Annotated in this window: 21 protein-coding genes and 1 rRNA gene; all 22 read left to right on the forward strand. The window is 37.5% G+C overall.

The window, feature by feature from the left end; all coding sequences use genetic code 11:
* The first annotated feature begins 373 nt into the window (after positions 1–373).
* Entirely contained in the window at positions 374–2347 is a 1974-nt protein-coding gene (gene ftsH / locus EZV73_RS24405) for an ATP-dependent zinc metalloprotease FtsH (RefSeq protein ID WP_240843070.1), read from the forward strand.
* Positions 2348–2448: 101 nt separating this feature from the next.
* Positions 2449–2964 carry a hypothetical protein gene (locus EZV73_RS24410; protein WP_240843071.1) on the forward strand — a complete coding sequence of 172 codons (516 nt, stop codon included), beginning with the start codon at positions 2449–2451 and terminating at the stop codon, positions 2962–2964.
* A 113-nt stretch (positions 2965–3077) separates the two neighbouring features.
* Positions 3078–3920 (forward strand): fumarate hydratase, encoded by an 843-nt coding sequence (locus EZV73_RS24415; protein WP_240843072.1) that lies wholly within the window; start codon positions 3078–3080, stop codon positions 3918–3920.
* Positions 3921–3928: 8 nt separating this feature from the next.
* A complete protein-coding gene (locus EZV73_RS24420; protein ID WP_240843073.1) occupies positions 3929–4477 on the forward strand; it encodes a Fe-S-containing hydro-lyase in 549 nt (182 codons plus the stop codon).
* Positions 4477–5649 (forward strand): NADP-dependent malic enzyme, encoded by a 1173-nt coding sequence (locus EZV73_RS24425; RefSeq protein ID WP_240843074.1) that lies wholly within the window; start codon positions 4477–4479, stop codon positions 5647–5649. The genes EZV73_RS24420 and EZV73_RS24425 overlap by 1 nt, the downstream gene beginning before the upstream one ends.
* A 293-nt stretch (positions 5650–5942) precedes the next feature.
* Positions 5943–7331, forward strand: a complete 1389-nt coding sequence (locus EZV73_RS24430; RefSeq protein ID WP_240843075.1) for a hypothetical protein — start codon at positions 5943–5945, stop codon at positions 7329–7331.
* Between the two features lie 56 nt (positions 7332–7387).
* Entirely contained in the window at positions 7388–7690 is a 303-nt protein-coding gene (locus tag EZV73_RS24435; protein ID WP_240843076.1) for a DUF3870 domain-containing protein, read from the forward strand.
* Positions 7691–7813: 123 nt separating this feature from the next.
* Positions 7814–9301 carry an acetyl-CoA hydrolase/transferase family protein gene (locus tag EZV73_RS24440; RefSeq protein WP_240843077.1) on the forward strand — a complete coding sequence of 496 codons (1488 nt, stop codon included), beginning with the start codon at positions 7814–7816 and terminating at the stop codon, positions 9299–9301.
* A 265-nt stretch (positions 9302–9566) separates the two neighbouring features.
* The gene (locus EZV73_RS24445; RefSeq protein WP_240843078.1) at positions 9567–11240 is read left to right on the forward strand and encodes a methylmalonyl-CoA mutase; all 1674 of its coding nucleotides are present in this window, start codon (positions 9567–9569) and stop codon (positions 11238–11240) included.
* 17 nt (positions 11241–11257) lie between these two features.
* Positions 11258–11653 (forward strand): cobalamin B12-binding domain-containing protein, encoded by a 396-nt coding sequence (locus tag EZV73_RS24450; protein WP_240843079.1) that lies wholly within the window; start codon positions 11258–11260, stop codon positions 11651–11653.
* Between the two features lie 48 nt (positions 11654–11701).
* Complete coding sequence (gene meaB / locus EZV73_RS24455) at positions 11702–12634, forward strand: methylmalonyl Co-A mutase-associated GTPase MeaB (RefSeq protein WP_240843080.1); 933 nt, start codon at positions 11702–11704, stop codon at positions 12632–12634.
* A 9-nt stretch (positions 12635–12643) separates the two neighbouring features.
* On the forward strand, positions 12644–13045 hold the full coding sequence (mce, locus tag EZV73_RS24460; RefSeq protein ID WP_240843081.1) for a methylmalonyl-CoA epimerase: 402 nt from the start codon (positions 12644–12646) through the stop codon (positions 13043–13045).
* A gap of 110 nt (positions 13046–13155) precedes the next feature.
* Entirely contained in the window at positions 13156–14703 is a 1548-nt protein-coding gene (locus EZV73_RS24465) for an acyl-CoA carboxylase subunit beta (protein ID WP_240843082.1), read from the forward strand.
* 13 nt (positions 14704–14716) lie between these two features.
* The gene (locus EZV73_RS24470; protein WP_240843083.1) at positions 14717–15169 is read left to right on the forward strand and encodes an OadG family protein; all 453 of its coding nucleotides are present in this window, start codon (positions 14717–14719) and stop codon (positions 15167–15169) included.
* Between the two features lie 11 nt (positions 15170–15180).
* Positions 15181–15573: a biotin/lipoyl-containing protein gene (locus EZV73_RS24475; RefSeq protein ID WP_240843084.1), complete on the forward strand. Its 393-nt coding sequence runs from the start codon at positions 15181–15183 to the stop codon at positions 15571–15573.
* Positions 15574–15599: 26 nt separating this feature from the next.
* Entirely contained in the window at positions 15600–16835 is a 1236-nt protein-coding gene (locus tag EZV73_RS24480) for a sodium ion-translocating decarboxylase subunit beta (RefSeq protein ID WP_240843085.1), read from the forward strand.
* Between the two features lie 96 nt (positions 16836–16931).
* On the forward strand, positions 16932–17915 hold the full coding sequence (locus EZV73_RS24485) for a biotin--[acetyl-CoA-carboxylase] ligase (protein WP_240843086.1): 984 nt from the start codon (positions 16932–16934) through the stop codon (positions 17913–17915).
* A gap of 12 nt (positions 17916–17927) precedes the next feature.
* Positions 17928–18698 carry a type III pantothenate kinase gene (locus tag EZV73_RS24490; RefSeq protein WP_240843087.1) on the forward strand — a complete coding sequence of 257 codons (771 nt, stop codon included), beginning with the start codon at positions 17928–17930 and terminating at the stop codon, positions 18696–18698.
* 1 nt (position 18699) lies between these two features.
* Positions 18700–19656, forward strand: coding sequence for a tRNA dihydrouridine synthase DusB (gene dusB / locus EZV73_RS24495; protein ID WP_240843088.1), 957 nt, complete (start codon positions 18700–18702; stop codon positions 19654–19656).
* A 42-nt stretch (positions 19657–19698) separates the two neighbouring features.
* Positions 19699–20340 (forward strand): class I SAM-dependent methyltransferase, encoded by a 642-nt coding sequence (locus tag EZV73_RS24500; protein ID WP_240843089.1) that lies wholly within the window; start codon positions 19699–19701, stop codon positions 20338–20340.
* A 248-nt stretch (positions 20341–20588) separates the two neighbouring features.
* Positions 20589–22370, forward strand: a complete 1782-nt coding sequence (locus tag EZV73_RS24505; RefSeq protein ID WP_240843090.1) for a DUF885 family protein — start codon at positions 20589–20591, stop codon at positions 22368–22370.
* A gap of 610 nt (positions 22371–22980) precedes the next feature.
* A 16S ribosomal RNA gene (locus EZV73_RS24510) occupies positions 22981–23061 on the forward strand; the annotation flags it as partial.

A 23061-nucleotide genomic window follows, 5' to 3' on the forward strand; every position in this document is an offset into this window, starting at 1 on the left:
ATTCTTAATCGAATGTTAAGATTTGTATTTTACATTCATAAGTCATTTATCTTTAGAGGGTGTATGATAAGAATCTACATGTTATAATAGATGGCTGATAGGACTTATTAAGACTTAATAAATTATGTGTATTTGAGATTCTGTAGATAATCATGGTTAAATTGGGTATAATACGCATGATGAGCTTTTGACTTGTGTTACTTATTTTAAGGCTTTCTCAAGATGAGTAATTGTCTTTAAAGGCGCTTAAATACTAAGTGGCACGAAATATTAGAAGTTTATAAATTAAATTGTTTGAATACTTACTATATGTTAAAATAATGAAGTATTCAAATGGTATGATAAATATTTTAAATACATCGGGAGGAATTAGATGAATAACAGAGTAAAAAATATTGTAATCGTTATTGCGATTACAGCATTTGCTTTGATTGCTTTTCAAAATCTTAGACCGGTTGAACCATCGCCATTCACTTATGACGAGGTTGTTCGACAAATAGAAGCTGAAAATGTTACGACGATGCAAATCACTGAAGAAGGATATGCTAGTGGTATCTTAAAAGATGGTAGAACATTTGAAGTTTATGTGCCTAAGGAACATGATGAGGAATTAGCAAAGTTAACACATGAACTTATTGCAAAAGATGAAAATTTCGAACTGAACGGATTGCCAGTATCACCGTTATCAGGATTCGTTAATATATTCTTGTATCTAATTGTGTTTGCTGTAATTATCGTTGTGTGGATGCTGTTTATGCAAAATTCACAAGGCGGCGGCAACAAGGTTATGTCATTTGGTAAATCAAAAGCCAAGTTGGTAAAACCTGAAGAAACTAAAAGAATTACTTTTGAAGAAGTTGCTGGTTTAACTGAAGAAAAAGAAGAGATGGAAGAGGTTGTTGAATACCTTAAAAATCCAAAGAAATTTATTGAAATTGGTGCTAGAATTCCAACAGGTATCCTAATGGTGGGCCCTCCTGGTACAGGTAAAACTTATTTATCTCGTGCTGTAGCTGGTGAAGCCAATGTACCTTTCTACAACATGTCGGGTTCTGACTTTGTTGAGATGTTTGTTGGTGTTGGTGCATCGAGAGTTAGAGACTTATTTGAAACAGCTAAGAAAAATGCGCCTTGTATCATCTTTATCGATGAAATCGATGCAGTAGGTAGAAAGCGTGGCGCTGGTTTAGGCGGTGGCCATGATGAGAGAGAGCAAACATTAAACCAATTATTAATTGAGATGGATGGTTTCTCTGTAAATGAAGGTGTTATCGTTATAGCAGCGACTAACAGACCAGACATTCTTGATCCAGCCCTTCTAAGAGCAGGTCGTTTTGATAGAGAAATTACAATTGGTAGACCTGATGTAAATGAACGTGCTGACATCTTAAAGGTTCATACTAAGAACAAGCCTTTATCAGAAGATGTAGATTTAAGTGTTATTGCAAAAGGTACAACTGGTTTTACGCCAGCAGACCTTGAAAACTTAATGAATGAAGCGGCGCTTTTAACTGGTAGAAAGAAAGAGCGTACCATTCGTATGGAGACAATCGAAGAAGCTAAGATTAAGGTATTAATCGGTGTTGAGAAGAAGAGTAGAGTTGTTTCTGACAAAGAAAAGAACTTAACAGCTTACCACGAAGGTGGTCATGCTTTACTGGCTTACTTGTTACCTGAAACAGATCCTGTTCACCAAGTAACAATTATTCCTAGAGGTAGAGCTGGTGGCTTTACACTTCAATTACCTGAAGACGATGGTATGTTTAGAACTAAGAAAACAATGTACCATGACATCATCATCAGCTTAGGTGGTCGTGTGGCTGAGAAACTGATCTTAGACGATGTTTCTACAGGTGCAAGTGGCGACTTGAAGCGTGTTTCTCAAATTGCTAGAGCAATGGTAGAAAAGTATGCATTCAGTGAAAACTTAGCATCAATGGCATTTGATACAAATGATGAAGTCTTCTTAGGTAGAGACATGACTTCTAGACAACATTATTCAGAGCATGTAGCTGCTGAGATTGATAGAGAAGTTAGAAAACTTGTAGATGATGCTTACAATAAAGCTGAATCTCTTCTAGAAGAGAATGTTGATAAGTTACATGATATTGCCAAAGCACTTCTTGAGTATGAGACAATTGACGGTAAAGACTTCACAACGCTTCTTGAGGAAGGTTATGATGCTTTAGTTGAAAGAAGAGCTCACTTAGAAGAAAAACTTGAAGAAGATAAGAAACTTCAAGCTGAACGTGCTCAAAAGGAAAAAGAAGCAATGGAAAAAATGCTTAAAGAAAAGAAACCTGAAGAGCAAGTAGAAAAAGAATTAGAAGATATTTTAAATAGTTAATAGCAGTCTAGGCTTAGCCTAGACTTGTTTTTTGGTATGAAACGGATGTTTCATAAGTAACGAAAAGCTCGATGCTTTGAGGGACTTAATTAGGAGTTAGAATGAAGCTGTTTGATATTCTTAAATCAAGGATGGTGCCCTTGTTTGCCTTGTTTATTTTGTTCATGGTTTTGGTTTTACCCATGACGAGTGATTACATGATGAACAAAGATACACCAGACCCTATGTTGTCTTATACACAAGAGGATATTATAAAGATTGCAGAAGAATTAGGAGACCAAGGTCGTACAAACTATATTCGGTCAAGACTCTTTATGGATGTCTTATGGCCTCTAGTTTATGCTTGTACCTTCTACATGATTCTCTGCCTGTTCTATAGAGAAACTAGGTTAAAGTTTCTTGTTATCTTACCACTTATCGGTATGGTTTTTGACTTTTTAGAGAACATTTTGATGGTTCATCAAATGCATTTTTATCCAAGTATAAATACTTCGATTATAGCTGTAAGTAGTTTCTTTACAAGCAGCAAATGGTTGATACTTGGTATGGTGGCTGTCTTAATGGTTTTAGGATTTGTTTATCAATTTATTAAATATGTTAGACATAATATGAGTTAGACCCGGTCTGACTCTTTTGTTGTTTTTGTACAAGCACCTATATGAGATTTGTGGGACTTAGACCTTGTTTTACATTGGGTTTAGCCTTATGATAGTCAAGTAAAGGAGGCGCTATGAGAGAAATTTCTGTAGAAACCATTATTGACCATGTAAAAGACATGTGTATAGAATCAAATTTTGTGTTGAGTGAAGATATTAAAGAAGCGCTTGATACTTATAAGAGTAAAGAGGTGTCTGAAACAGGAAAGAATATTCTTTTCGACATCATTCAAAATGCTGAAATTGCTGAAAGTGACAGGGTGCCAATGTGTCAAGACACAGGTATGGCTGTTGTATTTGTAGAAATAGGACAAGAAGTTTATATAAAGGGTGGTCTTTTAGAAGACGCCATTAATGAAGGTATCAGAAGGGGCTACTCAGAAGGTTATTTAAGAAAATCTGTTGTTAAAGATCCTTTAGAAAGAGTCAACACCAAAGACAATACTCCAGGTGTGATTCACTATGAGATAGTCTCAGGTGATCAGTTGAAAATTACTGTAGCGCCAAAGGGTTTTGGTTCTGAAAATATGTCTAGAATGAAAATGCTTAAACCGTCTGATGGTATTAAGGGGGTAAAAGACTTTGTTTTAGAGACTGTTTCCTTGGCTGGTCCTAATCCATGCCCACCCATTGTTGTTGGTGTAGGTATTGGTGGTACCATTGAAAAGGCGGCTTTGATTGCCAAGAAGTCTTTGATGAGAGATATCCGTTCTGAAAATCCTTTAGACCATATATGTCAGTTAGAAAAAGACTTGCTTGAAGGGATCAACAAACTGGGCATTGGCCCTCAGGGCTTAGGTGGCTTAACTACTTCTCTGGGTGTGAATGTAGAAGTTTATCCAACTCATATTGCTGGACTACCAGTGGTGGTTAACATCAACTGTCATGCGACCAGACATATGTCGCGAATCATATAGGGGGTCTTATGAAAAAGAAAATTATACTGCCTCTAACAAAGGAAAAAGTAAAAGACTTAAAATCAGGTGATCAAGTACTTTTGTCTGGTGTTATCTATACAGGAAGAGATGCTGCCCATAAGAGACTTGTGGAAGCTGTTGAAAATGATGACGTGCCATTTGATTTAAAAGATGCCGTGATTTACTATGTAGGACCTGCACCTGCTAAGCCGGGGGCTGTTATCGGTTCATGTGGACCGACAACTTCTTACAGGATGGATGACTTGACGGTACCTCTTTTAGAAAAAGGTTTGTCAGGTATGATTGGAAAAGGTCAAAGAAACCAGACTGTTATAGATGCCATGATAAAACACGGTGCTGTTTACTTTGCAGCCATAGGTGGTGCAGGTGCTTTGATTGCCTCTTCAATCAAGTCTGCTGAGGTCATCGCTTATGATGATCTAGGCACTGAGGCTATTAGAAAATTGGTTGTTGAAGATTTCCCATGTGTGGTGGTTATTGACTCTGAGGGTCATAATATGTATGATATTGAAAGAAAAAAATATGAGAGGTTATAATGGATTACAATAAATTAGCATTAGAAATGCACAAGAAGTATCAAGGTAAAATCAGTGTGGAGTCAAAGGTAGAAGTTGCTTCTAAAGATGACTTGTCGACAGCTTATACACCAGGTGTTGCAGAGCCGTGTAGAGAAATCCATAAGGATAAGAACTTGGTTTATGATTATACATCAAAAGGCAATATGGTTGCTGTAGTTTCAGATGGTACAGCAGTACTGGGGCTTGGTGATATCGGACCGGAAGCTTCTTTGCCGGTTATGGAAGGTAAGGCTGTTTTATTTAAGAAGTTTGGTGATGTAGATGCCTTTCCAATTTGCTTAGATACAAAAGATGTGGATGAAATCGTTAGAACAGTTCAGTTGATGGCGCCTTCTTTTGGTGGTGTTAACTTAGAAGATATTGCGGCACCAAGATGTTTTGAAATTGAAAAGAAGTTAAAAGAAGTTTTAGATATTCCAGTCTTTCACGATGACCAACATGGTACAGCCATTGTTACCTTAGCGGGTATCATCAATGGTTTAAAACTGGCTGGTAAAGATATAAAAGATGTAGAAGTGGTTATTAACGGCGCAGGTTCTGCTGGTGTGGCCATTGCCAAGCTTTTATTGAGTGTTGGCGTAAAGGATATTGTTTTATGTGACCGTGCAGGTGCCCTTTATGAAGGCATGCCTGGCATCAATGCTGCAAAGGCTGAAATGACCAAAGTAACCAATAGAAAGCTTGAAAAGGGTTCTTTAGCAGATGTTATTAAAAACAAGGATATCTTTATAGGTGTATCGGCACCGGGTGTAGTGACGTCTGATATGATTGGCTCTATGAATGAAAAATCAATTGTTTTTGCCATGGCAAATCCAGTGCCTGAAATTATGCCAGACCAAGCTCAAGAAGGTGGGGCTTTTATCATCGGTACAGGTCGATCGGATTTTCCTAACCAAGTCAATAATGTGCTTGCTTTTCCAGGTATCTTTAGAGGTGCTTTAGATGTCCGTGCAAGTGACATCAATGAAGAGATGAAGTTGGCAGCTGCTTATGCTATTGCAGAAACTTTAGAAGCCCATGAGTTATCGACAGAAAACATCATCCCTAAAGCCTTTGATTTAAGAGTTGGTAAACGCGTTGCAAGTGCTGTTGCAGAAGCCGCTAAAAAGTCAGGCGTTTCAAGAATATGATGCAATCTAAGTTTCGATAGTGTAAATTTTCTGAAAACGGTTGCGGATATGAGAACATTGTGATAAAATTAACATAGTGATAATTAAATAAGCCTTGCTATTTAACTTGATAGAATGCCCTTCTATCTTAACCATGAATAGGTGACGGCCATTATATAAGAACTGCGGTTTTTATATTTTGGGTCGTCTTTTTTATTGTTTTGATTTGGAAAAACGTTCTCACAATCAAATAGCAAAGCATGAAGGGGTTTAATATCACCATAGAGATAACCAAATAAAGAAAGGGGTAGGTTATGGTTTTTGAAGCAGCAAAATGGATTATGAATCCTTTTGTACTCATGTTCGTTGCAGTTTTCTCAGGTATGTTGTTTGGGAAAATTCGGTTTGGTAAGTTTAGTTTTGGCGTATCAGGAACATTGTTTACAGGTTTATTGATTGGCTGGCTGGTAGTAAGATTTGCAAATGGATTTGGTGAAGGAAGTCCTAAATTTTCAGCGGCCCAGAGTTTTTTAGCAAAAGGAATAATACCAAAAGATTTCTTTTATTTATTCTTGATATTATTTGTTGCAACAGTAGGTCTGTTAGCAGCAAAAGATATAGGCGCTGTCCTTAAGAAGTATGGTGGTAAGTTTGTAGCCCTTGGACTGATCATCACATTTATTGGTGCGGCAGCAACTTATGGTATGACCATCTTAACAACAAAAGTGTTTGAAGGAGACTCTACACCATATGAGGTATCAGGTGTTTATACAGGCGCCTTAACATCTTCTCCGGGACTTGCAGCAGCAACTGAAACGGCAACAAAACATGCCACAAAGGTGACTGAAGAGTATGCGGGTATGGACATGGAAGAAAAGACAAAAGTCTTAAATATGATTGATAAAGATCTTCAGGCAGCTGATTATCCTGAATTAACAGAGGACCTTAAGAAGAGATTTATCCAAAATGCAGAAGCAGGCATCGGTGTTGGCCATGCAATCGGTTATCCGTTTGGTGTTATCGTGGTAATCATTGCAGTGAACTTCTTCCCTAAAATATTTAAAATGGACTTGGAAAAAGAAAAAGCTCAGTTCAAGCAAGAAATGGAAGAAGCAAGAAGTGCTGCAGGTGGTAGAGACATTCCGGAAGTTGATTTTGACTTGATTGGTTTGTGTTTATCCATGCTTGTTGGTTACACAATTGGTAAAATCGGTATCGATCTAAGTTTTATAGGCATCGACCAGACTTTCTCACTTGGCTCAACGGGTGGTGTTTTAATCGGTTCATTATTACTGGGTTATATCGGTAAGATTGGTCCAATTAGCTTTAGAATGAATTCTAAAATATTAGGTATCGTTAGACAATTATCTTTAGCATTCTTCTTAGCAATTGTCGGTCTTAGATATGGTTTTAAAGTGTTTGATGCTTTAGCAGGTTCAGGTTTGACTCTGGCTATTGTTGGCCTGGTTGTAGGACTTGTAGCTATGCTTGTAGGCTTCTTTATTGGTAAGTATGTATTTAAGATCAACTGGATCATGCTTTCAGGTGCTATCTGCGGTGGTATGACTTCTACACCTGGTTTAGGTGCAGCAGTAGATGCAATCGGTACGGATGACCCTGCAGCAGGCTATGGTGCGACCTATCCATTTGCCCTTATTGGTATGGTATTGTTTACGATTATTTTACACGGTTTACCTATGTAGTGTTCTTGATAAATCACCAAAACTTTGTTAGTATTAGTTGAAAAGTAGGTGATTATTTGAAGGGTAAAGTATTTGTAACAGGATATGCAAAACTACCACAAGGCATCACAGCAAGTGAAATGTACCATGTTATATGTTTGGGACTCCTTGTTGATAAGAAAACAGGCATCGTACTTGATGCGGAGTGTTCTTTGGTAACAAGCCTTGCGAAACGTGTATTTCACGATTTGGTAGTAAACAAAGACTTAAAGAAAATCAATGACATTGAAAAGGAGTTTTCAGAAGTTTATTATGGCTCAGCCAAAAAAGCTTTGATATCTGCTTTGAGGACATGTCATGAAAAATATATACAAATTTAGTATTTAACTATGTGACTATTTGGGTGAGACAACCTCTTACCTATCCCGTAATCATGTGGCGTTAGATATAAACAAATGTTTATTTCTAGCGCCCTTTTTTTGCGGCAAAATAAGGAGGATATGATGAATAGAATTCGTATGGAATCATTAGAAAATAAGGTTATGACAGCTGAAGCGGCATCTATGTTAATCAAGGATGGCATGACGGTGGCAACCAGTGGTTTTACACCTTCTGGCTATCCAAAGTCTGTACCGCTTGCACTTGCAAAACGTGCTGAAGAAGGTGAAAAGATTGGTTTAACACTTGTAACAGGTGCTTCTGTAGGTGATGAACTGGATGGTGCTTGGGCCAGAGCGGGTATTTTAAAAAGAAGATTCCCATATCAAACAAATGCTTCATCAAGAAACGGTATCAATGATGGTAGTGTTTCTTATCAGGACATGCATCTCAGTCATGTACCACAGTTTATAGAATATGGCTTTCTAGGTAATATTGATGTGGCTATAATAGAAGCCCTTGCCATTACAGAAGAAGGTGGCATTATTCCAACAACATCTGTCGGTATTTCACCACAGGCTGTTTCTGAAGCAGATATGGTTATTGTTGAGATCAACACATCACAATCCATGGCACTTGAAGGTGTTCATGATATTTATACAACTAAGAAACCACCATTTAGACAACCTATTCCTATTACACATGCAGGTGACAGAGTTGGTACAACTTTTATACCATGTGACCCTGAAAAGATTGCAGCAATTGTATTTAGTGATATAACCGATAAGGTAAGACCCCTTGGTGCTATTGACGAGGATTCAAAGAAAATTTCTGGTCATATCATCAAGTTCTTAGAAAATGAAGTGAATGAAGGCAGATTGCCTAATAATTTACTACCGCTTCAATCGGGGGTTGGTTCGGTAGCCAATGCAGTTTTAGGTGGCTTACTAGACTCTGACTTCGAAAACTTAACATGTTATACAGAAGTTATACAAGACTCAATGTTTGATCTTATAGATGCAGGCAAGGTAAGCGTGGCTTCAGGTACGTCATTTACTCCGTCAGAAGAAGGACTGATTAGGTTAAATGAAAACATGGAGCATTATGCCAAACACTGTATCTTAAGACCAATGGAAATTTCAAACCACCCAGAAGTTGCAAGACGTCTTGGTGTAATTGCCATGAATACGGCTATTGAGTTTGATATTTATGGTCATGTCAATTCAACAAATATCATGGGGTCTAGAATGATGAATGGTCTAGGTGGTTCTGGTGACTTTACTAGAAATGCTTATATTTCAATATTTACGACGGTATCGACGGCTAAAAATGGTGATATCTCATCGATTGTACCTTTTGTTTCCCATGTAGACCATACTGAACATGATGTGGAAGTATTTGTCACAGAACAAGGTCTTGCTGATGTACGTGGCTTATCACCAAGAGAACGTGCAAGATGTATCATTGAAAACTGTGCACATCCAGACTATAAAGACATGTTATTTGATTATTTAGAACGTGCTGAAGCGGGTAAGTATAGTCATGAACCTCATATCATGGATGAGTCACATTCATGGCATCATCGTTTCTTAGAAACGGGTTCGATGAGATAAAGTCAAAAATCAAAATACAGGATTCTGTGTTTAATTAGAAATTTGACGTTTATTAAGCCTATAATAAGGTATTGTGGATAATAGATTTAAACATTTAGGCCTGGTTTAGGAAAACGTATACAATTATGAAATGGTCTTAAAGTATACAATTATACTTATGGCAAAAGTGTGAAAAATCAAGGGAATTGTGATATCCTATAGGGGATGTATAAGGTGCAAAACTGGGTAAGTTGACGTATCCAGAACAATAAAAGGGAGGCACTCAATGTTTGAGAAGGAAAAAATGAATCAAGTAAAAGAGGGACTTGATAAATTTAATGAAAAAACAAAGAGCATGGTAGAAAAGCGTCCAGAGAGACAAGAAACATTCTACTCTGGTTCAGGTGATGAAGTTCAAAGACTTTACTCTCCTGCAGATATTGAAGGATTCGAGTATGGTGACATTGGTTTTCCAGGTCAATTCCCATACACACGTGGTGTACAGCCAACAATGTACAGAGGTCGTTTATGGACAATGAGAATGTACGCTGGTTTTGCAACAGCTGAAGAATCAAACAAACGTTACAAGTACTTAGTTGAGCAAGGTTCAGGCGGTTTATCAGTAGCCTTTGACTTACCAACACAAATCGGTTACGATTCAGATCACGAATTATCTGAAGGTGAAGTTGGTAAGGTTGGTGTTGCAATTGACTCATTAGCAGATATGGAAATCTTATTTGATGGTATTCCACTAGATAAAGTTTCTACTTCAATGACAATCAATGCACCGGCATCAGTTTTACTTGCTATGTACATTGCAGTTGCTGAAAAGCAAGGTGTTAGCTCAGACAAATTAAGAGGTACTATCCAAAATGATATCTTAAAAGAGTATATCGCTAGAGGTACGTATATCTTCCCAACTGAGCCATCAATGAGATTAATTACAGATATCTTCGAGTACTGTTCTAAGGATGTTCCACTTTGGAATACAATCAGTATCTCGGGTTACCATATTAGAGAAGCAGGTTCTACTGCTGCTCAAGAAGTTGGTTTTACATTAGCAGATGGTATTGCTTATGTTGAAGCTGCTGTTCAAGCTGGTTTAGATGTAGATACATTTGCTCCAAGACTATCATTCTTCTTTAATGCACATAATGACTTATTAGAAGAAGTAGCTAAGTATAGAGCTGCTAGAACATTATGGGCTAAGATCATGAAAGAAAGATTTGGCGCTAAGAATCCTAAGTCTATGGCACTTAAGTTCCATACGCAAACAGGTGGTTCTACATTAACAGCACAACAACCAGAAAACAACATCGTTCGTGTTGCTATTCAAACACTTGCTGCAGTATTAGGTGGTACACAATCACTTCATACAAACTCTAAGGATGAGGCTTTAGCACTTCCAACAGAAGATTCAGTAAGAGTAGCACTTAGAACTCAACAAATCGTTGCTTATGAATCAGGTGTTACTAACACAGTTGATCCATTAGCGGGTTCTTACTTCATTGAAGCTAAGACAAAAGAAATCATGGACAAGGCTATGGAATACATTACTAAGATTGATGATCTTGGTGGCGCTCCAAAAGCAATTGACAATGGTTATATCCAACAAGAAATCATGGATGCAGCTTACTACTATCAAAAAGAAGTTGAAACTGGTGAAAGAATTGTTGTTGGTATGAACAAGTTCCAAATCGAAGAAGAAGCTCCAAAGGATTTATTAAAAGTGGATCCTGCTGTAGGCGAAATGCAAAAGCAAAAGTTAGTTGACTTAAGAGCTAAGCGTGATAACGCAGTAGTTGAAGCGAAGTTAACTGAACTTAGAGCTGCATGTGAAGGTACTGACAATGTTATGCCAGTAATCATCGAAGCTGTTAAAGCTTATGCTACATTAGGCGAAATCTGTGGCGTGATGAGAGAAGTATTTGGTGAATACCAACAATCAGTGAACTTATAAGCTGAAGGAGGATTAAAATGGATAGACCAATTAGAGTATTAGTCGCTAAGCCAGGCTTAGACGGACATGATAGAGGCGCAAAGGTAGTTGCTAGAGCGTTAAGAGATGCTGGTATGGAAGTTATCTATACAGGCCTTCGTCAGACACCTGAGCAAATTGTAAATGCTGCAATTCAGGAAGACGTTGATTGTATCGCTGTAAGTATTTTATCAGGCGCACACAACACATTATTACCTAAGGTTGCTAAGTTATTAGCTGCTGAAGATGCATCAGATATCTTATTAGTAGGTGGTGGTGTTATTCCTGACAGTGACATTCCTTTCTTAAAGGAAAATGGCATTGCTGAAATCTTTACACCTGGTACACCAACAAGTGTAACAATTGATTTTATTAAGGAAAATGTAAATCGTTAATTATTGACAAGGTCGAAATAAAATGAAATAAAAGATAAGGTGATGTGTATGGATTTAGAAAAGAAACTGCTAGAGGGGAATAAAAGAGCTGTTGCTCGAATGATTTCTCTTGTAGAAAATAGAGATCCTCAAGCTTTTGATTTATTGAAAAAACTACACAACAAGACTGGTAATGCCTATGTAATAGGCATTACAGGTCCACCTGGTGCTGGTAAGAGTACATTAACAGATAAACTTGTAAAAGCTTTATTAAATGAAGGGAAGAAAGTTGCGGTAATCGCCATTGACCCAACAAGCCCATTTACGGGTGGTGCAATTTTGGGCGATCGTGTACGCATGGGCGACCTATCAACACATAAAGATGTATTTATAAGATCTATGGGTGCTCGAGGTTCTTTAGGTGGGATTTCAGAAGGTACAAGTGCAGCAATAAAGGTATTAGATGTTTATGGTGCAGATTACATATTTGTAGAAACTGTAGGCGTTGGTCAATCAGAGATTGACATTGTAAAGAATTGTGATACAACAGTTATGGTTATGGTACCTGGTCTTGGTGATGACATTCAAGCCATCAAAGCTGGTATCATGGAAATTGGTGATGTGTTTGCAATCAACAAATCGGATCGTGACGGGGCTAAGAAGACTGCCAGAGAGATCGATGCCATGTTAGATTACAATGACAGTGATTGGAGACCACCAGTAACAATGACAGTAGCGGTAAAAAATGAAGGCATCGACAAACTTGTTGAAACTATCATGGAACACCGTGACTATATGAAATCTAATGAGCTATTTGAAGCTCGAAGAATTGATAATGCTAGAAATGAAATTGTTGAACTTGTTAAATATAAAGTATTGTCACATTTATTTGATAATGCATACAATGAACAGATGATTCATAGATTATCAGAAAATGTTGTCAAACGAACAACAGATCCTTACACGGCATGTGAAGAGATCATAGTGAATATTAAGAATTAGGAGGCAGGTATGAAAGCATTGAAACTTGACCACGTAGGTATTGCAGTTAAAAATTTAGATGAAACACTAAAATTTTACACTGACGTTTTAGGATTGGATTTAGCGGATACTGAAATTGTGGAAGAACAAAAGGTAAAAGTTGCATTTTTACCAATCGGTGACACTGAGGTAGAACTACTTGAATCTACATCAGAAGATGGTCCAATCGCAAGATACATTGAAAGAAGCGGTGAAGGTGTACAGCATTTAGCATTCCGTGTTGAAAACATTGAAGAAGCTATTGCTGACATGCAAGCAAAGGGTATGAGAATGATTGATGAAATGCCAAGATACGGTGCTGGCGGTGCCAAAATTGCATTTATGCATCCTAAAGATTCTTATAGAGTATTAATTGAACTTTGTGAAAGATAGTTAATAAAAACTTTCATTTTTAATGTTGTAATTGTATAATTTTCGGTTATAATGAAAGCATCGAGTGTTTCAATCGAAAATTATGTTAATAGGAGTGAGGAGGTAGCTTAATGGCTATGAACAAACTTGATGATCTTCGCCAACGCAAGCAAAAGATAGAGCTTGGTGGAGGTGTTGAAAGAATTGAAAAGCAACACGCTAAAGGCAAGTTAACAGCAAGAGAAAGAATCAACTTGTTGTTTGACGAAGGCACTTTTGTTGAGCTAGATGCTTTTGTAAAGCACCGTTGTACTAACTTTGGTATGGAAAAAGTAAATGCACCAGCAGAGGGTGTTGTTACTGGTTACGGCCAAGTAGATGGTAGAGTGGTATACGCATTTTCACAAGACTTCACTGTAGTAGGTGGTTCTTTAGGTGAAATGCATGCATCTAAAATCTGTAAGGTATTAGAGTACGCTGTAAAAGTTGGTGCACCAGTTGTTGGTTTAAATGACTCAGGTGGAGCAAGAATTCAGGAAGCTGTAGATGCATTATCTGGATATGGTAAGATCTTTTTCAGAAACACAATTGCATCAGGTGTTATTCCACAAATCACAGCTATTATGGGACCATGTGCAGGTGGTGCGGTTTATTCGCCAGCACTTAACGACTTTATCTTTATGGTAGATAAAACATCTCAAATGTTTATCACAGGTCCACAGGTTATCAAAACAGTAACAGGTGAAGAAGTATCTGCTGAAGCATTAGGTGGCGCTATGACACACAATGCAACTTCAGGTGTGGCTCAATTCTACGAGCAAAACGATGAAGCATGTATTTCAGAAATTAGAAGATTGTTATCATTCTTACCTTCTAATAACACAGAAACTGCTCCAACTTTTGGAACAGAAGATGATATGAATAGAATTATCGAGGAGTTCAACAACATTATTCCTGATAATCCAAATAAACCATATGATGTAAAAGATATTATCCATGCACTTGCTGATGACGGCGACTTCATGGAATACCAAGAGCACTTTGCTAAGAACATTGTAACAGGTTATATCCGTTTAAATGGTCAATCAGTAGGTGTTGTTGCTAACCAACCTAAGTTCTTAGCTGGTTGTTTAGATATCAATGCATCAGATAAAGCTGCAAGATTCGTTAGAACTTGTGATGCTTTCAATATTCCTTTATTAAATCTTGTAGACGTTCCAGGTTTCTTACCAGGTACAGCTCAAGAATATGGTGGTATTATCCGTCATGGTGCTAAGATGCTTTATGCTTACAGTGAAGCAACAGTACCAAAAGTAACGATGATCTTAAGAAAAGCTTACGGTGGTTCTTACTTAGCAATGTGCTGTAAAGAACTAGGTGCTGATATTGTACTTGCATGGCCAACAGCTCAAATCGCAGTTATGGGTGCATCAGGTGCTGCTGAGATTATCTTCAGAAAAGAAATCAAGGGTGCAGATGATCCAGTGGCTGAAAGACAAAGATTAATTGATAACTATGAAGCAGAATTCTCTACGCCATACAAGGCTGCTGAGAGAGGTTTCGTAGATGATGTTATTGAGCCATCGGCTTCAAGAGCAAGATTAATTGACGCTTTCAATATGTTACATTCTAAGAGAGAAAACAGACCAGGTAAAAAGCACGGCAATATCCCACTATAAGAGAGGTGCATAGATGAAATTATATATGATGAATCTAGCGCTAGCGAGCAGGGGTATCAATGATATACTAGAGCTTTTAAAGGCAGATCCGGAAGCGATTCATACGCTTACATCTAACGAGAAGACAACCATGGTCTTATTCGTTACGGCTCTTGGTATGGCAATTACCTTTGCAGTTCTATTATTCTTATGGTTTAGTATCAATGTTTTATCAAAAGTAATGAAAGCATTTACTAAGGAGAATAAAAAACCTGCACCTGTTCAAAAGGTAGAAACCAAAGCGGTAGAGACAGTTAAAGAAGAAGAGGAAGACGAAGAGTTGATTGCAGTTATTGCAGCGGCAGTAGCAGCAAGCTTAAATACGTCAATTCATAATATAGTTGTTAAAAATGTAGTAAGAGTAGGCGATCATTCACCATCTTGGGCTAAGACTGGTAGAATAGAGCAGATGAATACGAGATTTTAGGAGGGACACTCATGAAGAAGTTTAACATAACGGTTAATGGTAAATCGTATGAGGTAGAAGTAGAAGAAATTGGTGGCGTGCCATCAGCACCAGCGGCTCCAAGAGCGGCAGCACCAAGACCAGCGGCACCTGCAGCACCTAAGGCAGCACCAAAAGCAGCTCCAGCGCCTAAGGCAGCTCCAGCAGCAGGCGGTACTCAAATTTCTGCGCCAATGCCAGGTACAATCTTTGATATTAAAGTAAATGAAGGCGATACAGTAGCAGCAGGTGATGTTGTACTTGTATTAGAAGCTATGAAGATGGAAAATGAAATTTCTGCTCCTGTAGATGGTACAGTTTCACAAATCTTAGTGAAGACTGGCGAATCAGTTAACGGTGGAGATGTAATGATCGTTATCGGATAATCTACTATAATTTAAGGAGGAGAGACATGAGTCAAGCGCTTATGAACTTTTGGGGAGACACAGGTTTCGCCAATGTACAAGGTGGCCAAGTGGTCATGATTCTAGTATCATTTGTGCTTCTGTTCTTAGCCATCAAAAAAGGTTTTGAGCCGTTACTACTCGTTCCTATCGCATTTGGTATGTTACTTGCAAACTTACCGGTTGCAGGTGTTATGGCAAAGCCAATTATGCAATTGATTCCTGAAGGTTTTGCCCATGCAAGTGGTGCAGAGGGAAACTTGTTGCAAATTGTAGGAGAAGACGGTAGTGTAGTCGGAACAGGAGTTATGCACTTAAAGAGTATCGGTGGTTTACTTTACTACTTATTCCAAGGTGACCATTTAGGTATTTTCCCACCACTTATTTTCTTAGGTGTTGGTGCAATGACAGATTTCGGTCCATTGATTGCAAATCCAAAATCGTTATTATTAGGTGCAGCAGCACAGTTTGGTATTTATGTAACTTTCGCCGGTGCAATCGCATTAGGCTTTACAGCTCAAGAAGCATCAGCTATCGGTATTATCGGTGGTGCTGATGGTCCTACAGCTATATTCTTAGCATCACAACTTGCACCACAGAAATTAGGTGCAATTGCGGTAGCTGCTTATTCATACATGGCACTGGTACCAGTTATTCAGCCGCCTATTATGAGAGCGTTAACAACAAAGCAAGAACGTTCAATTAAGATGAGCCAGTTAAGAAATGTATCAAAAGTTGAGAAGATCATCTTCCCAATCGTTGTTACAATCTTAGTATCATTAATTGTACCACCAGCAACAGCGCTAGTTGGTATGTTAATGTTAGGTAACTTATTCAAAGAGTCAGGTGTTGTAGGTAGATTGACTGATACAGCACAAAATGCATTAATGAACATCGTAACAATTTTCCTTGGTGTAACAGTAGGTGCAACTGCATCAGCTGAATATTTCTTACAAATAGAAACATTAAAGATCATTGCTTTAGGTATCGTGGCATTTGGTTTCGGTACTGCAACAGGTGTTTTACTTGCAAAACTTATGAACAAGTTATGGGGTGGTACAATCAACCCACTGATTGGTTCTGCGGGTGTATCTGCAGTACCAATGGCAGCCAGAGTATCTCAGGTAGAAGGTCAGAAGGCAGATCCTTCAAACTTCCTACTGATGCATGCCATGGGTCCAAACGTTGCAGGTGTAATCGGTTCTGCCGTTTCTGCGGGGGTATTATTATCACTATTTGGTTAAGACTTTTTAAGAATCTAGCATCTTTGCTAGGTTCTTTTCTTGTTTTCTTGATACACATAAATTTTTTTGTTATATTAAGGTGTGACTGGAGGGCTCATGAAATCTAAGATACTGAATATATTAAAGAAGCGTGAAAATGAATTTGTGTCAGGCGCTGAAATCAGTGACGCACTGAACATATCAAGACAGGCAGTTTCAAAGCACATCAACAATTTGAAGAAACAGGGTTATCATATAGAATCTGTTTCTAGAAAGGGTCATCGTTTGTTAGAAACGACTGAGATGTACAATCAATCAGAAATACTCAGTGAGCTTAAAACCAAAGCCATGGGAAAAGAACTGGTATTTTTAGATACGGTGGGCTCTACCAATGATTATGCAAAGAAACTAGCCATGAATGGTTCGGATAAGATGGTGGTGATTTCTGACGAGCAAACTTCAGGCAAGGGACGTCTAGGCAGACACTGGGAAAGTGAAAAAGGTACTGGCATCTGGATGTCGGTTGTTTTAAAACCAGATATAGAGCCTTCAGAAGCACCGAAGATTACTCAAATTGCAGCAGCATCTATGGTGAAGGCCATTGAAGAGGAAACAGGTGCTGATATTTTCATCAAATGGCCCAATGATTTAATCTTAAATAAGAAGAAAGTTTGCGGTATTTTAACAGAAATGTCTGCAGAACTTGGTGGCATCAACTATGTCATTGTTGGTATTGGTGTCAATGTCAATCAAAGTTCTATGCCGGACGATCTTTCGGATAAGGCTGTCAGTTTGAAGATGGGCCTTGATAAAACCATTTCAAGAAAAGCCATTGTACTTAATTTCTTGCAAGCTTTTGAAGACTTGTATGATGACTTTATAAAAAATAAAAGTTTAGAAAAAACCATTGATATATGTAGAAAAAAATCTATACTGATAGATAAGTCTGTGAAACTCATTACCAAAGCAGGTACAAGACAAGTTCAGGCTAAGGATATCAATGAAGATGGTCATTTAGTGATTGTCAATGAAGATGGAAAAGAAGAAGCAGTCTTTTATGGAGAAGTCTCTGTTAGAGGATTGTATGAATATGTAGATTAGAGGTGACTACCTATGTTATTAGCAGTAGATGTTGGTAATACAAATATCGTATTAGGGCTTTTTAAAGGTGATGAGCTGATTATGAACTGGCGTATCTCAACAGATAAAGAGAAGTCGGCAGATGAACTGGGTATGATAATTAGCCAATTGTTTTCTTATAACAACTTGGAACTAAGCATGGTATCAGATGTGATCATATCATCTGTTGTACCTTCTATTATGTATTCTCTAGAGCATATGGCTAGAAAATACTGTGATTGTGAAGCAATTGTAATTGGTCCTGGTATTAAAACCGGTATGAATGTAAAATATGACAATCCAAAGCAGGTTGGTGCTGACAGAATTGTTAATGCTGTTGCAGGCTATAAGAAATATGGCGGTCCATTGATCATTGTAGACTTTGGTACAGCGACGACTTTCTGTGCCATCAATGACCGTTTTGAATACTTAGGTGGTACAATTGCCCCAGGTATTAGGGTTTCAAATGATGCACTTTATCAAAAGGCAGCCAAGTTAACCAAGGTAGAGCTTGTGAAGCCGGATCGTGTTATTTGTAAAAATACGACTGAATCGATTCAGTCGGGTGTCTTACTGGGTTATGTTGGCTTAGTAGAATACATCATCAAACGTATGAAAAAGGAATTAAATGCACCAGATGCTAAAGTAATCGCGACGGGTGGTCTAGCAACAATGATTTCTGAAGAAACAGATTGCATTGATGTCATTGACCGTATGTTGACTTTAGAAGGCCTGTTGTATATTTATCAACTGAACAGAGGTTAGTGTGAAAATTGGAAATTTAAATATTGAAGGTCAAGTAGCATTAGGCCCTATGGCGGGTGTTACGGATAGAGCCTTCAGAGAAATCTGCAAGTCTTTTGGCTGCGGTTTGATGTTTACTGAAATGGTAAGTGCAAAAGCTTATTACTATCAAGATAAGAAAACTGAAGCCATTATGGAGATTTCAGAATCGGAAAGACCTGTAGGTCTTCAGATATTTGGTCATGAACCAGAAATTATGGCAGACATGGTTTCTAAACTTCATGATTACAACCATGATATATTAGACATCAATATGGGCTGTCCTGCACCTAAAATTGTTAAAAACGGCGATGGTTCAGCCTTGATGAAGGATTTAAAACTTATTGAAAAGATTGTTACGGCTGTTGTGAAAGCATCCAATAAACCTGTTTCTGTTAAGATCAGAAAAGGTTATGAAGAAGTGAATGCTGTAGAGGTAGCCAAAGTCATAGAAGCTTGTGGTGCAGATTTATTATCGATTCATGGACGTACAAGAGACCAGTTTTATGCTGGTAAGGCAGATTGGGATATCATAAGAGACGTTAAGAAAGCCATCAAGATTCCTGTGTTTGGCAATGGCGATATTTTTTCAGTAGAAGATGCTATTAGAATGAAGGATCATACAGATGTAGATGGCTTGATGGTTGCAAGAGGTGTTCAAGGCAATCCTTGGTTGATCAAAGAGATCAACACTTACTTCAAGACGGGTGAAAAAATTGCACCGCCTGATCCTAGAGAAAAGGTTGAGGTTGCACTAAAGCAGCTAGAACTGATGATCAAGTACAAGGGTGAGCACCGTGGTATTATGGAAATGAGAAAACACGCGGCTTGGTACCTAAAAGGTATCCGTGGTTCTTCAAAGGTCAAAGACCAGTTGAATAGAGTAAACAACAAGGAAGCCATCGAATCTTTATTAAATGATTTTGTTGCTACATTGTAGACGAAGCACTGTTTAACGGTGCTTTAAATATTGGAGGATAAAATGAAGTGTAAAATCTGTAAGGGTGATACCTACATCCTATTTGATGAGCAGTTTAAAATGGATTACCATAGATGTAAAGCATGTGGCTTTATATATGCGGATCCTAAACACCATGCGACCTTAGAAGATGAGAAAGAAGAGTACAATCGACACAATAATTCTATTGAGGATGAAGGTTATGTCAATATGTTTAAGCGCTTTATGACAGCTTTTGAGCCTTTTGTATCTGGAAAAGTACTCTTAGAGTACGGTTCAGGTCCTGAGCCTGTATTTTCGGAAGTTCTTAGAAGACAAGGTTATGAGGTGACTTCTTATGATCCTTTCTATTTGCCGGATGAGGCTTATTTAAATAAGAAGTATGACATCATTACTTCTACAGAAGTGTTTGAGCATTTTTCTGAGCCTTACAAGGAGTTTGAAAAATTAGATGGCTTACTTAAGGAAGAGGGGATTATGGCTATTATGACCCAATTTCCTAAGGATGATGATCATTTTAAGAAATGGTGGTACAGAAGAGACATTACCCATATATCATTTTTTACGGTAGAGAGCTTTAAATCACTTGCAAAAGACTTTCACTATGAACTTATGTATCACAATGAAAAAGATTATATGATTTTAAAGAAGAGTAAAAAGCACTGACAAATGTCAGTGCTTTTGAAGTGTTGTGAAAAATTCATAGAATTTCTCTTTGGGTTATTTGGGATTGCGTCGAATATATTCGAACACACTAATCATAGCATTATTTTTTCTGAAAACATATTAACCAAATCTTAACTTTTACATTTATGTAATAAAGAATGTATCGGATATAAAAAAAGTTTAAAATATGTTCAGAATTTTCAGAAAATACAAATGATATAATTTATTTAACAAGCTAGGGGGTCGAAATGAAGAAGATTATGATCGTGTTGTTAATGTTGTGTTTGGTGTCTTGTCAAAATCAAGCACCAGTCAGTGTAGAGGATAGTAATGCGCTTGGTGCTGAAACAGAAGCTGTAGAAAGTTTTGAAATCAGCTTTACAAGTGAAACGTTAGACGAGTTTTACGATGAGCTATTTATTGAAATTCTAAAGAGAGATCCTCAGTATATTGATCATTTGGGAAACTTGTCTGCATATGGTGTAGGATATCAGAAGGATAAATTAACACCTGCTGATGAAAGTTATTATATTGAGATGACTCAGTTTTATGAAGCTGCCTTGGAAAAACTGGAGACTTTTGAAACAGATGATCTGAATTATAAGAATGTAAAATGGCAATTAGAGATTGAACTGGGAGACTTGGTATATAGGCAGCAAGAGTTCTTTTTATCTTTTATAATAGGAGAACATAGGTGGTTGCATACACTTTTGTTGGAAACTCATATTATAGAAAACCAGAAGGATGCTGAGGACTGGATAAAAAGAGTTGAGATGTCTGAAGAGGTTATTGGTGATTGGATAAAGAGATATAATAAGGCAACTGAAGCTGGTTATTTGATGGATCCTTATGCCATCGATACAAGTGTTGGTCAAATCAATGCCTACACCAAAAAGATTACTTTTCTTGATATTTATCAAAGATTTGAAAAGGATGTAAAAAGCTTAAGCTTAGATGCTTCTGTTGAAGAAAAGCTTATAGAAGAAGCCAAAGATAAATTAGAGAATCATTTTGTACCAGCAATGAAGGATTTAAAAAGTGCACTGTATGATTCCAAAGATTTATCTAAAGAATCTAATGGTGTTTGGGCTTTACCAGATGGCAAGGCCTACTATGAGTTTGCACTTAAAAAACATACAACCACAAGTATGAGCCCAGAAGAAATACATCAGCTTGGTCTTAGTGAAGTTGAGAGAATTCAAAATGAAATGATGCTTGCTTTTAAGGAAATTGGCTATGAAGGTTCTCTTGGTGAAAATATAGATCAATTGAATCGAACTTCCAAAGGTTATTCAGGACAAGATGCCATGGACGAGTATGTTAGAGTTGCTGGGCTCATGGAAGAAAAACTCTTGAACTACTTTTATGAAGACGATTTGCCTGCTTCAAGTCCAATTATAAAGACGTCACCTGGCGGTAACTTCTATATATCACCTTCTATAGATGGAAAAAGATCCGGCGTGTATTATTTAGATTTAGGTGGTGTGCATTCTGAGTATGCCATCAATACTTTGGCCTTTCATGAAACAGTACCTGGTCACCATCTAGAAAGAGAACATGAGCTAATGCTGGCACATATTCCTATGATAAGAAAGATTGCATCAAATACAGCTTATATAGAAGGGTGGGCACTCTATGCGGAAATGCTTGCAGATGAGCAGGGCTTTAATCCGACGCCTGAGCACAAAATTGGCTATTTGAAGTCTGAGCTTCATCGTGCAGCAAGGCTTGTGGTCGATACAGGTATACATGATAAGCAGTGGACTAGAGAACAGGCTATTGATTATCTTGTTGCAGAAGGATTGTTACATCCAGGTTATGCCAGAGCTGAAGTTACAAGATACACCACTTGGCCAGGCCAGGCTTGTTCATACAAAATTGGACAGTTAAAAATAAAAGAACTCCGTGATTATGTAGAAGAAAAGATGGGAAGTGCCTATGATATTAAGGAGTTTCACCATTTGATATTAGGTAATGGATCTATGCCTTTAGATTTATTAGAAGAACATATCAGAAGATCTTTACAATAGATATATTTTAGAAAAGACTGAATAAGAGTGCCTAAGCGCTCTTTTTTAGTTGAATGCCTAGGCGGAAGTGAGATTTTCATGTTTCCTTTAAAAGAAGACGGGTAATAATGAAAAGCAGTAAGTTATAACTTGGGACAGAACAAGCTGTCCTATTATTTGATCTAATAAAAATTTTTCGACTATTTAAAAGTATGTTGACACATGTGTTATATGATGTTACTATTAGGAAGCTGTTTCGCTTGAGACAGTAAAAAATATTAATTTATGGGTAAAAAAATACTTATTGAAATTAATTAGAAAAGTTGTTGACATTTGGCTTTGAACTTGATATTATATAAAAGCTGTTACGAAACAGAGTAAAACACTTAGAAAAATAAAAAAACATTTTTTAAAGAAAGTGCTTGACTTTGAAAGTTAACAGTAGTATAATTTAAAAAGTCGTCAGAACGACGTAGAACATTGAAAACTGAACAGTATGAGCAAAAATACAAGCATACCATTTCGAAAGAAATGGCCCAAAAATTCCGTTTGATTTCGAAAGAAATTAAGCAACTTCAGGAATGAAGTAAAAGATTCAACCAGTTGATAACGAGAGTTATTATCTTAAATTTTATTTAAGAGTTTGATCCTGGCTCAGGATGAACGCTGGCGGCGTGCCTAACACATGCAAGTCGAGCGAGAAGGTTATGAC

This window comes from Acidaminobacter sp. JC074, assembly GCF_022496765.1.
GTDB lineage: Bacteria > Bacillota > Clostridia > Peptostreptococcales > Acidaminobacteraceae > JABXKX01.